11 protein-coding genes are annotated in these 13,093 nt (G+C 61.8%); 9 read left to right on the forward strand and 2 right to left on the reverse strand.

Translation table 11 applies throughout. The features are described 5' to 3' along the window. Positions 1–20: 20 nt before the first annotated feature. Positions 21–434 carry a rhodanese-like domain-containing protein gene (locus tag K5E80_RS07705; RefSeq protein ID WP_220635602.1) on the forward strand — a complete coding sequence of 138 codons (414 nt, stop codon included), beginning with the start codon at positions 21–23 and terminating at the stop codon, positions 432–434. On the opposite strand, the gene K5E80_RS07710 is transcribed toward K5E80_RS07705, so the two are convergent. Next, positions 431–2,077: a fatty acid--CoA ligase gene (locus K5E80_RS07710; RefSeq protein WP_220635603.1), complete on the reverse strand. Its 1,647-nt coding sequence runs from the start codon at positions 2,075–2,077 to the stop codon at positions 431–433. The two genes, K5E80_RS07705 and K5E80_RS07710, sit on opposite strands and share 4 nt — an antisense overlap. A gap of 144 nt (positions 2,078–2,221) precedes the next feature. Beyond that, positions 2,222–4,921 (reverse strand): winged helix-turn-helix domain-containing protein, encoded by a 2,700-nt coding sequence (locus K5E80_RS07715; RefSeq protein WP_220635604.1) that lies wholly within the window; start codon positions 4,919–4,921, stop codon positions 2,222–2,224. A gap of 212 nt (positions 4,922–5,133) precedes the next feature. Between K5E80_RS07715 and K5E80_RS07720 the strand changes: the two genes are divergently transcribed. From K5E80_RS07720 to K5E80_RS07755, 8 genes are all read left to right on the forward strand, one after another. Further along, positions 5,134–6,207, forward strand: coding sequence for a universal stress protein (locus tag K5E80_RS07720; RefSeq protein ID WP_220635605.1), 1,074 nt, complete (start codon positions 5,134–5,136; stop codon positions 6,205–6,207). Between the two features lie 59 nt (positions 6,208–6,266). Beyond that, positions 6,267–7,247 (forward strand): quinone oxidoreductase family protein, encoded by a 981-nt coding sequence (locus tag K5E80_RS07725; protein WP_220635606.1) that lies wholly within the window; start codon positions 6,267–6,269, stop codon positions 7,245–7,247. 17 nt (positions 7,248–7,264) lie between these two features. Then, entirely contained in the window at positions 7,265–8,122 is an 858-nt protein-coding gene (locus tag K5E80_RS07730; RefSeq protein WP_220635607.1) for a TauD/TfdA dioxygenase family protein, read from the forward strand. Positions 8,123–8,185: 63 nt separating this feature from the next. Further along, complete coding sequence (locus K5E80_RS07735; protein ID WP_220635608.1) at positions 8,186–9,250, forward strand: beta-keto acid cleavage family enzyme; 1,065 nt, start codon at positions 8,186–8,188, stop codon at positions 9,248–9,250. Between the two features lie 58 nt (positions 9,251–9,308). Continuing rightward, positions 9,309–10,607 carry an MFS transporter gene (locus tag K5E80_RS07740; protein WP_220635609.1) on the forward strand — a complete coding sequence of 433 codons (1,299 nt, stop codon included), beginning with the start codon at positions 9,309–9,311 and terminating at the stop codon, positions 10,605–10,607. Positions 10,608–10,619: 12 nt separating this feature from the next. Continuing rightward, complete coding sequence (locus K5E80_RS07745; protein ID WP_220635610.1) at positions 10,620–11,186, forward strand: RBBP9/YdeN family alpha/beta hydrolase; 567 nt, start codon at positions 10,620–10,622, stop codon at positions 11,184–11,186. Between the two features lie 22 nt (positions 11,187–11,208). After that, the gene (locus tag K5E80_RS07750; RefSeq protein ID WP_220635611.1) at positions 11,209–12,417 is read left to right on the forward strand and encodes a multidrug effflux MFS transporter; all 1,209 of its coding nucleotides are present in this window, start codon (positions 11,209–11,211) and stop codon (positions 12,415–12,417) included. Beyond that, positions 12,414–13,067, forward strand: coding sequence for a DsbA family oxidoreductase (locus K5E80_RS07755; protein WP_220635612.1), 654 nt, complete (start codon positions 12,414–12,416; stop codon positions 13,065–13,067). The genes K5E80_RS07750 and K5E80_RS07755 overlap by 4 nt, the downstream gene beginning before the upstream one ends. Positions 13,068–13,093: the final 26 nt, after the last annotated feature.

Genomic DNA, 13,093 nt, shown 5'->3' on the forward strand with positions numbered 1-13,093 from the left:
AATCGAATGAGAGAACAGAGATGGAACATCTTACCCCCAAAGAAACGGCGCAATTCCTGCACGCCAACCCGAAGGCACTGTTCATCGACTGCCGCAGCGAGATGGAGTTCCGCTTTGTCGGTCACCCCACAGGTGCGCATCACATCTCCTGGAACGACGGTCCGGGCTGGGAAATCAATCCGCATTTTGTCGACGAGGTAATCAGACTTGCCGGCAATACCCTCGACCAACCAGTGGTACTGATTTGCCGCACTGGCGACCGCTCGGTGGATGCCGGCAAGGCTCTTGAGGCCTGCGGTTTTTCACGCGTCTTCACGGTGCTGCACGGCTTCGAGGGTGATCTCGGCAACAACCAGCAACGCGGCAATGTCAATGGCTGGCGCTGCGACGGTTTGCCGTGGGAAATCAGCGCCTGCCAGAATTGTGTTTCCTAGGCTTCTTGTTCGCGCAGCAGCTTCTTGTCGATCTTGCCGACGCTGGTCTTGGGGATTTCCGCGACGAAGCGAATGCGATCGGCCTCGGGCACCGCGAACTTGCTGATTCGCCCAGCCTCGACGTAGTGCAGCAACTGCCGGCGGATGTCTTCGGCGGCAAGGGCGGCCCCGGGTTTTGCCACCACATAGGCCTGCGGCCGTTCGCCCCAGGTCTCATCCCTGACCCCGATTACAGCGCTTTCCTGCACTCCGGGGACTTCGTCGATCAGGGCTTCCACCTCGATCGAGGAAACCCACTCGCCACCGGTCTTGATCACGTCCTTGGTGCGGTCAACGATCTGCACGTAGCCATCGGGAAACACCACTGCGACATCCTGCGTATGCAGGTAGCCACCTGCCCATAGTTCTTCGGAAGCTTCCGGCTTTTTGAAATAAAGCTGGGTCAGGTAAGGCGCGCGCAGCACGATTTCGCCACGGGTCTTGCCGTCGCGCGGCACATCCCGCATCTGCGCGTCGACGATCCGGAAGTCCGTCAGCGGTATCGGCCGCCCGGTCATGCAGCGTTTTTTTACGTCATCATCTGTATCCATCGGAACGTAGCCAGGCGGGAACTGGGCGAGCGAGGCAATCGGGCCGGTCTCTGACATGCCGTAGCCCGCAAAGACATCGATCCCCGAATAGCGTGCCGTTTTGCATAAGGCGGGCGACAGTGCCGAGCCTCCGATGATGATCTTCCAGCCCGACAGGTCAATGCCTTTAGCATAGGCGCCATGCAGCAGCATCTGCAGGATGGTCGGCACGCAATGGGAAAAGCTGACCTTTTCGCGCTGTTTAAGGCGCAGCAGCAGGTCGGCCTGATAACGTCCGGGCAGCACGGTCTTGAGACCCAGCATCACTGCGATGTAGGGAATGCCCCAGGCTATGACGTGGAACATCGGCGTGATCGGCATATAAACATCCTCGCGGTGCAGGCGCTGCCCCTCCCGCGGCGAGCACAGGCTGGTCGACACCACCAGCGCATGCAGCACGATCTGGCGATGGCTGTAGCAGACGCCCTTGGGATCGCCGGTTGTCCCCGTGGTGTAGAAGGTGGCGGCCTTGGTGTTCTCGTCGAAATCCTTGAACTCGAAATCGGGCGAAGCGTTCCCGACCAGTTCCTCGTATTCGCCGGCCAGCGGCAGGGTGTTGGCGGCAACTGCCTGATCGTCAGCGAGGACAATGACCTGGCGCACGGAACTGAGCTGGTCCTTGATCTGCTCCAGCAACGGGATGAAGTCGGCATGCACCAGCACAACTTCGGCCTCGGCGTCGTTAAGGGTATAGAGAATCTGCTGCGGCGAGAGGCGGACATTAACAGTGAACAGCGTCGCGCCCATCATCGGGATCGCAAAATAACTCTCCAGATAACGATGGCTGTCCCAGTCCATCACGGCAACGGTGCTGCCATGACGGATACCGATACCGGCCAGTGCCGACGCCAGCTGCCCGATACGACGACGGAATTCCTTGTAGCTGTAGCGACGTTCCCCGCGATAGACAATCTCCTGCTCGCCGTAGAGGCTCAGGGCATTGCTCAGAAGCTGCTTGATCAGCAGCGGATAGGTATAGGCGGACTGCGTCGGAACAATCAGGTTGTCATGCATTCGTGACTCCATTTTTCCTGGTTTGGCGGCACGGCGCCGGGTTACCCGCATTGTCCGGTATCAACCAATGCGCCATTGGAATGGAAGCTTACGCAGACTGCCCACGGTTCTCCCCCCTAACATCGAGGGGGGTATACGAGAGTTCTATTCGCTGCCTTCGAGCAGGCCGAGCATCTGCGCGCGGCGAACCGCGTGCTTGCGGGTCCCCGCATCAAGCTTGCCGAACAGGTTCTTCACATGCCATTTCACGGTTTCCTCGCCAACATCAAGCGCTAGCGCGACTTCCTTGTTGGACATGTTGCGCGCCAACAATTCGAGCACTTCGCGTTCCTTGGGGGTCAGCACCATGCTTGGCACGGCATGGGGTACTTTAGCGCCGAGGCCGCCCGGCCGAATGGCGCGGGCCGTTGTCAGCACACCGGCCATACGGCTTCGGGGATCTTCCTCGGCAATGCGCTGCGCCGCGTCCCCCAGCAAGGGGTGGGCATCGACCAAGGTCCGCATCAGGCCGTATGTCCGCGCCAGATTCCATGCCTCGCGCAACATCTCGTCACCCTCCCCATATGTGCGCTTGAGGGCGATGGCGCGCAGGCCCATGATCTCGATACGAGCCCGCCCAAGCCTCATTGCCTCCACTGGTTGCGCCGCCTGCGCCAGCAAATCGCCGGCCCGGCCCCAGTCTTGCGCGGCAATTGCCGCCCAGGCATGCGCCATAAGCCGCGGGTGTTCCATCGCGCGAAACAGCAACGGCTTTTCGGCGACCGACGGCATGGCGATGGTTTTATCCATCCGCTCGACTAGCATCCGGCAGGTCTCGGCCCGAAAACGGCCAGCATGCAGTCGCGCCTGTTCAGCGAAACTAACGATGCACAGTCGTGGCAGGCTGCGCGATACCCCAATTGCATGCAGGGCTTCCAGCAAGTCGAGCGCACGATGTTCCATTCCTTGTGCCGCCGCGATTCGGGCCGCTGTCCGATAACCCAGCAGTGCGGTTTCCGGCGTACCGACGCGCTCCAGCACATCCAGGCGGTTGGCCAGCAGGGTGACCGCTTCGTCAAGCTCGTCGCGCTCGTAAACCGCTGCCGCGAGTAATGCTGACAACATGCTTGAAAGCGGATGCCGCCGCCCGAGTTCCATGTCCGTACGCGCCAGTACCGGACGCAGAAAGTCTTCGGCGATCTTGATCTGTCCCTCCCAAACATAGCTGAGCCCGATCGCGAATTCGCCCACCCGTGCGGCATAAGCCTGAGTGGGATCGACATCCTTACGCGATAAGGCTTGCTGGTAGTAGCGCCGGGCCTGGCCAGGATCTCCTGCCAGCAGCGCAAGGAACGACAAGCGATTGGCATGCATCTGGCGAAGGCGCGGGTGCTTCGGTGGCGCCGCGTCGATCCAGGGCGCGAAGACTTCCACGCAACGATCTGGCAGGTCGCCGTAGTAGGCTGCACCGCTCAGGATCAGCGCACATTCATAGCGGAGATCCGGATCGACATCGGGGTTTTCCTGGATGTCGGCGACCAGTCGGCCGGCTTCCTCGTGCCGTTCGCTGAGTGCAAGGGCCCAGGCCGCCGCAAGCCGCAGGCGCGGAAAACGGCTCAACTCATCCGGTGTCAGGATGTCGAGCCACTCGAACACCGCTGCCTGCTGTCCACTCAGCACGGCGTCATAGAGCCCCTGCTCCGCCAACTGGCAGGCCGCCTCGCGCTGCCCGGCGGCATGGGCATGACGTGCGGCATGCTCGATCATTCCGTGCGCCGTCATCCAGTGCATGGCGCGGCTGTGCAGTTCTTTGCGCTCCGCCTCCGGCAATCGGTCGAAACGCGCTCGCAACGCATCCCGCGCCAGATTGTGCAGGCGCACCCATTCGCCGTCATCACCGACGACAAAGATCGGCGTATCGCGCACCAGACGCGCCAGCATCTCAGCCGCGTCGGTGCGCCCGGTCAGCGCAACGCAGAGATCCGGATGGATCAGATCGGCGACCGCAACGCGAACGAGAAAATCCGACTCATCCGCGGAAAACCCTGCCAGCAGTCCCGCCACCAGTTGCTCACGCTGCCCACGACCGCGGGCGAACATCGCATCGACCGCAAGGCGCGGATCGGCAACGCGTTCCATGGCTGTCAGCGCTATCTGTAACCCCAGCGGCCAACCCTCGGTAATCTCGTGCAGGCGCGCACATGTGTCCGCATCGACGCGGTTGCCAAAACGGCCACGGACCAGGCTCAGGGTCTCTTCGGAACGAAACCGCAATTGTTCAGGTCCTACCACGGAGCAATGACCGTAGGCCGCTAAGTCTGCAAAGATTGGATCGAGACCACCGCGTGCCGCGACCACCAGGCGCAAATTCGCTGGCGCATTGTGTATCAGGTAAGAAAGGCCCTCGAAACGGGCGGGCGCCAGCCGTTCAGCCTCGTCAACCACAAGAACCAATTGGAGCGCCGTTTGAGCTATTTCTGCCAGCCAGGCAGTGATTCCATCGAGTTCACCAAGTGATGAAATCGCTCCGTCAGACAACCCGCGTCCAAAGTTCGACCGGCCGCAGCCACTGCGCACGGCCAGGATCAGGCTCAACATGAATCGCATCGGATCTTCGCTACCGTCGGCGGAAATCCAGGCAACCGCGGCACCGCGGGCCAGATGTTCGCGGCGCCACTGGGCCAGCAGAGAGGTCTTGCCGAATCCCGCAGGCGCCTGAACGATGGTCAAGGCCTGGTCGCGGAACTGTTCGTCATCCAGTCCGAGCCGCGGCCGCACCAGCAGATGGCGCGGAGAACGCGGCGGCATGGTCTTCAGCAGGAGTTCCGGGATCGAATTGTCAGCCGCGCGGGGCACGGTACTCATTCAACACGCCTCTCAAAATTGTTGGCAAGCGGTGGCCAGCATTGCCGTTGCTTTGTCGCGAGGGCCGCTCTGCCCGCTTCGCAGGACCGGACTGTCGATCGTACCTCCTCTTCGCATTCAGCATTATAGACACGACATTCGCCTCCCCCCTCCCCCCCCATTTCATAGGGGGGGCAAGACAGTGTTTGAAGGCCTAGGATGCGACACACGCAATGTCGGCAGACAGCTATTCAGGACAAGAGTCCTGCAAGCCGGTCGCCGTAGAAAAAGGGGTCGCCATGTACCGTCACCTGTTAGTGCCAATTGACGAAACGGATTTGTCAACCGTAACCGTTGGCAATGCTGTCGAGTTAGCCCGCGCACTGGGGGCGCGCATTACCTTCTTCCACGCACAGATAAATCGTTCCTCCTCATTCCTCATCAACGCCTCCGAGAACGCCGGCTACAATTTTCAAGAGCAGGCCGGCGAACTGCTGACCAAGGCCGAGGCGGCGGCGCAGGCACAGGGCGTTGCCTGTGCCGTTGCCAGCTCGGTCAGCGACAGTCTCTACCAGGCGATCATTGACGCTGCCGGCGAGGCTAATTGCGATCTCATCTTCATGGCTTCGCACGGGCTCCGCAGCAACATGGGGATGACGTTGGGTTCACAAACCCTGCAGGTCCTGATGAATTCCGAAATACCCGTGCTGGTGTCATCAACCAGGAACTTGCCGATACAGACACTGGCTATCGGCATCATTCGCAACGAGCATCGTTTGCTGGCAGAGGTCCTGCGTGCGTGGCTGCATCTCGGCAGCACCAGTATCGCCGCCGGTGGCGCGCCACTTGATCACCAGCTTTTGCGAGAAATGGTGCACTACATCAAGGCATTCCCAGTCGCCCTGCACCACCCCAAGGAGACGGAATACCTGTTTGCCCGGCTGCGCGAACGAACCAACGAATTCGATGCCGAACTGGACGAACTGGAGCGCCAGCACGAGCGCGACCGCGAACTGGCCGACGCACTGGCGGAATCGGTGGAAAGCTATTGCGCCGGCAAGCTTGGCGTCGCCGAACTCGACGCCGCCGTGAATCGTTATGCGCACTTCATGTGGGAACACATGGGCCGCGAGGAAGGAGTGATCCTGCCGGCCGCGCAACGCGAGTTAACCGACAACGACTGGAACGAACTGAACGAGGCGTTTTCGAAAAATGGCGATCCTCGATTCAGCGGCACTGCTGATGCGAACTTCCGGCAACTGTATTCCCGCATCGTCGCCCTGGTGCCATCACCTGACGGCAAATAAGGAGTCCATCAGGAATTACCAGCACGATCCTGGACTCAGGACCCACCAAGGAGAGCAACGTGGCAAAAGCAATTCGTTTTCATGAAACCGGCGGCCCTGACGTCCTGCGAATGGAGGATGTCGAGGTTGGCGATCCCGGTCCCGGACAGGTTCGGCTGCGCCACCTCGCCGTCGGCCTTAACTTCGCCGATACCTATTTCCGCAGCGGCATTTACCCCGTGCCGCTGCCTTCGGGGATGGGCGTCGAGGCGGCGGGAATTGTCGAGGCTGTCGGCGCGGGAGTCGATAACGTCGCCATCGGCGATCACGTGAGCTATACCGGCTTTCTCAACACCTTGGGTGCCTATTCCACCTCGCGCCTGATTTCGTCGGCGCCGCTGATCAAGCTGCCTGCCGGGATCAGCTGCGAAGTCGCGGCAGCGATGACCATGCGCGGCCTGACTTCGGCCTACCTGATGCGGCGCATATACGATTTCAAGGCGGGCGACAGCATTCTCCTTCATGCTGCCGCGGGCGGTGTCGGGCTGATCGTGTCGCAATGGGCCAAGCTGCTCGGCCTCACGGTGATCGGCACGGTGTCGACCGAAGAAAAGGCTGAGATTGCACGTGCCCACGGTTGTGACCACGTCATCAACTACAGCCACGAGGACGTCGCGAAGCGAGCGCGCGAACTCACCGGCGGCACGGGAGTGTCGGTGGTGTTCGACAGCGTCGGCAAGAGCACCTTCATGAGCTCGCTCGATTCGCTCAGGCGGCGCGGCCTGATGGTCTGCGTCGGCACGGCCTCCGGCGGCATACCGCCGTTCGATCCGCAATTGCTGGCCATCAAGGGATCGCTCTACCTGACTCGCCCGGCCCTCGCCGATTACATCGCCGATCCGGCAGAAAAGGCCGAACTCGCTGCCGAGGTCTTCGGCCATGTTGCCGCAGGCCGCATCCGTATCGACATCAATCAGCGCTACAAACTCAAGGATGCGGCACAAGCGCACCGCGATCTGGAATCGCGCAAGACCACCGGTTCATCCATTTTCGTCATTTGAATTCATCAGGAGAAAAAATGCGCATCGCACAAATGACCTGCGCCATTGGCGCCGAACTGCTCGATGTCAATCTTGGCGACGCCGTTCGCAACGACGATCTGTTCAATGAAATCTACGCGGCATTGCTGAAGTACAAGGTGCTGTTCCTGCGCGACCAGAACCTGGATCGTCTGTCGCGCAAGGACCACATGGCCTTCGCCCGGCGTCTCGGCCAACTCGAGGATCACCCGATGGCACCTTCGCATCCCGATGCTCCGGGCCTGGTCCAGATCTACAAGAACCCGGACAGCCCGATCGATCGCTACGAAAATGCCTGGCATTGTGATGGAACATGGCGTGACACCCCCGCGATGGGGTGCGTGCTGCGCTGCATTGAGTGCCCGCCGGTCGGGGGCGACACGATGTGGGCCAACATGGCCTTGGCCTACGAGAAGCTACCCGCCGATGTAAAGGCGGAAATCGCCGACCTGTGGGCCAACCATAGCTTCAACAGTTCGTTCGCCGCGGCGATGCCCCAGGAACAGCGCTTGGCGATGCGGGCGAAACATCCCGATGCGGAGCACCCGGTGGTGCGCACTCACCCCGAAACGAAAGAGAAGATCCTGTTTGTCAATGCCTTCACCACGCATTTCGTCAACTACCACACCAGAGATCGGGTGCGCTACGGCCAGGACTACAACCGTGTTGGACAGGATCTTCTGCAATACCTGATCGGCCAGTCGGAAATCCCCGAGTACCAGGTGCGCTGGCGCTGGCAGCCATACAGCGTGGCGATCTGGGACAACCGCGCTACCACGCACTACGCCGTAATGGACTACCCGCCCTGCCACCGCAAGATGGAACGCGCCGCAATCATCGGCGACAAGCCGTTCTGATGTGCACATGTCAATAGATTATTTTTACAACCCCGCAAGATATCGATAGATAGGAGCAAGAAAATGAATTTCACGGATGGTTCCCTGTTCCCCGAAAACCAGCAGAAGCTTGTCATCACCGCCGCCCCCTATGGCCCTGAGTGGATGCCGGCGGACTTTCCCGAGGATATTGCCGTAAGCATGGAAGCCCAGATCCAGAAGGCCGTCGATTGCTATAACGCCGGTGCCACGGTATTGCATGCCCATGTCCGTGAACTGGACGGCAAAGGCTCCAAGCGCTTGTCCAAGTTCAACGAATTGCTGGCCGGAATCCGGGCCCGCGTGCCGGACTTGATCCTGCAAGTCGGCGGCTCCATTTCCTTCGCTCCGGAGAATGAAGGCGATGTCGCCAAGTGGCTGTCGGACGACACGCGCCACATGCTCGCCGAACTGAAACCGGCACCTGACCAGGTCACGATTGCCATCAACAGCAACCAGATGAACGTGGTCGAACAGATGTGCGCCGCCGACATTGCCGGCACCTCGCTGGCCGATCCGGACAACTACCGCGCCTACCGCGAGATGACTATCCCCGCCGGTCCGGAGTGGGTGGAGGAGCACATCAGGCGTCTGTCGAATAACAAGATCCAGACCCATTTCCAATTGGCCAACATTGCGCAACTGGAAACCGTGGAGCGCATGATGCGTCGCAATGTCTGCAACGTGCCCCTGATAGTGACCTGGGTGGCGATTGGCGGTGGTTTCGAGGCGCCAAATGTCTACAACCTGGCGAATTTTGTTCGTGCCTGCCCAGATGGCTCGGTGTTGACACTTGAGACCTCGATGCTAAATGTGCTGCCGCTCAACATCATGGCCATCGCCATGGGCCTGCATGTACGCTGCGGGATCGAGGACAATATCTGGACGCAACGTCGCGATCGCAAGATGGGTTCAGTCGAGCAGATCGAGCAACTGGTGCGGCTCTCCCGTGAGTTCGGCCGCGATGTGGCCAATGGCAAGGAAGCGCGCGAAATCTACAAGATCGGCACGTTCTACAAGGATGCCGACGAAACGCTGGCGATGAACGGCTTTGCACCTAACCGCAAGCCGGGGCAGAAGGGTTTCACGCAGCTGGCCCGTGCGACGTAAGACGAGCAACAATGAAGCATGCGGGCGGCATCTTCCGCCCAGTTTCCAGGAGGTCACATTGACTAAACTATCCGTCGCGCAGGCACAAGAGCCGATCGGCAAAATCGCAGAAACTTCGCGCGCGTTCGCTTGGCTGGTGTTCGCCCTAACCATCGGCCTGCTGCTGTCCGACTACATGTCGCGCCAGGTAATCAATGTCGTCTTTCCGCTGCTCAAGGCGGAATGGTCGCTCAGTGACAAGCAGCTCGGCCTGCTTGGCGGCATCGTGCCGCTGATGGTCGGCATCCTCACCGTACCGCTGTCCTTCCTCGCCGACCGACTCGGCCGCGTGCGCAGCATCGTCCTCATGGCCGCACTGTGGTCGCTGGCGACCCTGGCGTCGGGCATGGCCCAGGGCTACGGCGAAATGCTGATGGCGCGTACGGTAATCGGCCTCGGCGAAGCCGCCTATGGCAGCGTCGGGCTGGCGGTGATCTTCAGCGTTTTCCCTGTGCACTGGCGCTCCACGCTCAGCGGAATATACGGCGGCGCAGCGTTGCTGGGGGCCGTGATCGGCCTCGCCATCGGCGGCAAGCTGGCGGCGGCGCTGGGCTGGCGGGGCGCCTTCGACTTAATTGCGGTGTTCGGCTTCATCCTGGTCGGCCTGTACATGACCTTCGTGCGCGAAGCCAAGCTCGGGCAGACAACCACTTCGCGTCGGGCCGAGCTGGGCGGGCTGAACCGGCGCGACCTCGTCGCCGCGCTGTTCAAGACCCCGTCAGTGCTTTACACCTACCTCGGCAGCGGTGCGCAGTTGTTCATCACCGGTGCGCTGATCGTGTGGACCCCCACCTACTTCGGTCGCTACTACCATTTGCCGACCGAAAAGGCGGCGATAATGGCAGCGGGTTTCATCCTCATGTCCGGGCTGGGCATGGGCATCTGCGGCAATATCGCCGATCGCCTGGCACGCAACCATCCGAGCCGCAAACTGCTCGCCTGCATCGTCTATTCCATCCTGTCGTTCTTCCTCCTGGCGCTCGCCTTCCGCCTGCCGCCCGGCCCGGCGCAACTGGTGTTGCTGGGCTTCGGCATCTTTGTCAGTTCGGGCACCTGGGGTCCCACGACGGCCGTCGTCGCCAACCTGACGCCGATGGCGATGCACTCGACCTCGATGGCGGTCCTGACGCTGATCAATAACCTGCTCGGCCTCTTCCCCGGACCCTTCGTCACCGGCCTGCTGTCAGACAAGCTAGGCCTCGACGTGGCGTTCCAGTGGATGCCGCTGGCGTGCATCGTCTCCACCGTGGCCCTGACCATGGCCTGGCGCCACTATGACGCTGACCTGTTGCGCAAGCGGACGCAAGCCGCTCGATGAAAAATCGCTACAATGACAAAACAATACTTCACTCCGGCCCTGCTGTTCGTTCCCGGTTTGCGCGACCATGTCGAAGACCACTGGCAGACTCTGTTTGCGCGCAAGGTGCCGGGGTCCCGCATCGTGCCGCCGCTGGAAGCCGACAAGCTCTCCCGGGATGCCCGCGTTGAAGCACTGCAAGCCGCATTGAGCAGCATTGACGGCCCCGTCGTACTCGTCGCCCACAGCGCAGGCGTGATGATCACCGTGCATTGGGCGCAGAAATATTCACGCCCCATTCACGGTGCCCTGCTCGCCGCGCCAGCCGATCTCGAAAACCCTATGCCCCAAGGCTACCCGCAGGCGGAGACGCTTGCGGAACACGGCTGGCTGCCGATACCACGCAAGCCGCTACCCTTCCCGAGCATCGCCGCCGCCAGCACCAACGACCCGCTCGGCAAGTACGAGCGCATCGAGCGGATGGCGCGAGACTGGGGCAGCCGCCTGGTCAACGTCGGCGCCGTCGGACACCTCAATCCGGCGGCCGGCTATGGCGAATGGCCGCGCGGCGAGGAGCTGGTTCGCGAACTGCTGATATGACGCGGATCGGAATCTTGCCAACATGACCTCAAACCCTCCGGGGTCCATGGTGCTCGTGCTGCTCCTGTCCGTAATGGGTCTGCTGAATTCGTTCGGTTCGGACATGCTGCTGCCCGCCCTGCCGCAGATTGGCAGCAACCTGTCGGCTTCGCCTTGGGAGACGCAGCAGGTTGTCTCCCTGTTCTTCCTCACCTGTGCCCTGATGTCGCTCTGGCATGGAGCGCTGGCAGATGCCTGGGGGCGGCGGCGGGTCATCATCGGCGCCCTGCTGGTTCTGATGCTGGCCGCGCTGGCCAGCGCCTACTGCAGCGACATTCGCCAGCTCTGGATATTGCGCGCCATTCAAGGCATGGCTGCGGCCGCGGGCATGGTCGTCAGCCGCGCCATCGTGCGCGACCGGCACGACGGCCTGGCAGTACAGCACCTGCTCAGTCGCATCTCCCTGCTCCAGACCATCGCCTTTGTCCTGGTGCCAATTCTTGGAGCCTCGATCACCGTCGCCTGGGGCTGGCGTGCCCTGTTCCTGACCTTCGCCGGCATCTGCCTGGTGATTATCGTCATCTACTGGCGCTGGCTACCGGAAACCCTGTCCGGCGCACGGCGCCAGCCCTTGCGCCCCATGGCGCTGGTTCGCAGCTATCTGGGCGTTCTCGGCTCTGCCTCGTTCATGCGCCTCACCGCCGCGCACGTCGCCAACTGGGTGAGCATGGTCGCCTACGTCGTTGCCGCACCGGTTTTGGTGATGCGCCATCTCGGACTGGACGCGACCCACATCTACCTCGTCTTCGGTCCGCTGGCGCTGGGCATGGTGTTCGGTTTCTGGCTGTTCGCACGCATCGCTGGCCGCCATGGGCCCGAAGGCACCCTGATGCTGGCCTACGGCATCCTCGGCGTCGGTACCCTGCTCAACGTCGGCCTGGCCATGGCCCTGCCGCCCGGGCTGATTCATTTCCTGCCGCTGTTCGTCTATGCGATCGGCATGTACATCGCCGTACCGCTGCTGCTCGGCCTTGGCCTGGAGCCGATGGGCAACCGGGCAGGCGTTGCCTCATCCTGCCAGATGTTTCTGCAGCACGGAACCAGCGCGCTGGTCGCCGGACTGCTCGTGCCCCTGCTCTGTGATTCGCTGGCCCATCTTGCCCTTGGCGTGGCCTGCCTGACTGCCGCCGGCACCATCAGCCTGCTCTGGGAAAGGCAAGCGATCCGTCACGCCGTTACCGCGCCTGCATGAACGCGCAACTGACCGTCGAGGTTTATTTCGACCTGATCTGTCCCTGGTGCCTGATCGGCTCACGCAATCTGCATGCGGCGCTGGCCGAGCTCCGCAGCCTTGAACCGGGCATCGACGCCGAGATTCTCTGGCATTCCGTGCCCCTGCTGCCGGACATCCCGAATGGCGGCGTCCCCTACGACGAGTTCTATCTGCGCCGCCTGGGCAGCCGCGAGGCCATCGCCGCCCGCCGGGCACAGGTGCAGGCGACCGCCCGTAATGCCGGCCTGGCCATCCAGTTTGACCGCATCCGGATGATGCCCAGCACGCTGCCGGGCCACCGCCTGATCGCCGCCGCGGCCGCGCGCCAGCTACCGCTCGACGCATTGATCGACCGCTTGTTCGTTGCCTATTTCCTCGAGGGTCAGGATATCGGTAGCCTCGAGGTGCTCACCCGCATCGGCAGCGAATATGGTCTCGATGCCGACACTGTCGCCGACTGTTATAACGGCCGCGCCGGCCAGGATTTCCTCACTACCGGCACGGCCCGCCATGCCGTCAATGGCGTGCCTTTCTACGTCATCAATCGCCGTTTTCCCGTTTCCGGCGCCGTTTCGGCAGCCGTTCTGCTCGATGCCGCCCGTAAGTCGCTGGTGCTTGCCCCTCACTGATCCGACATTCCTCCGACTCATCCTCC

This window comes from Georgfuchsia toluolica, from assembly GCF_907163265.1.
Lineage (GTDB): Bacteria > Pseudomonadota > Gammaproteobacteria > Burkholderiales > Rhodocyclaceae > Georgfuchsia > Georgfuchsia toluolica.

Coding starts and splice junctions, on each gene's coding strand:
- K5E80_RS07705 (WP_220635602.1), top strand. CDS start 21: ATGGAACATCTTACCCCCAAAGAAACGGCGCAATTCCTGCACGCCAAC.
- K5E80_RS07710 (WP_220635603.1), bottom strand. CDS start 2,077: ATGCATGACAACCTGATTGTTCCGACGCAGTCCGCCTATACCTATCCG.
- K5E80_RS07715 (WP_220635604.1), bottom strand. CDS start 4,921: ATGAGTACCGTGCCCCGCGCGGCTGACAATTCGATCCCGGAACTCCTG.
- K5E80_RS07720 (WP_220635605.1), top strand. CDS start 5,134: ATGTCGGCAGACAGCTATTCAGGACAAGAGTCCTGCAAGCCGGTCGCC.
- K5E80_RS07730 (WP_220635607.1), top strand. CDS start 7,265: ATGCGCATCGCACAAATGACCTGCGCCATTGGCGCCGAACTGCTCGAT.
- K5E80_RS07735 (WP_220635608.1), top strand. CDS start 8,186: ATGAATTTCACGGATGGTTCCCTGTTCCCCGAAAACCAGCAGAAGCTT.
- K5E80_RS07745 (WP_220635610.1), top strand. CDS start 10,620: ATGACAAAACAATACTTCACTCCGGCCCTGCTGTTCGTTCCCGGTTTG.
- K5E80_RS07750 (WP_220635611.1), top strand. CDS start 11,209: ATGACCTCAAACCCTCCGGGGTCCATGGTGCTCGTGCTGCTCCTGTCC.
- K5E80_RS07755 (WP_220635612.1), top strand. CDS start 12,414: ATGAACGCGCAACTGACCGTCGAGGTTTATTTCGACCTGATCTGTCCC.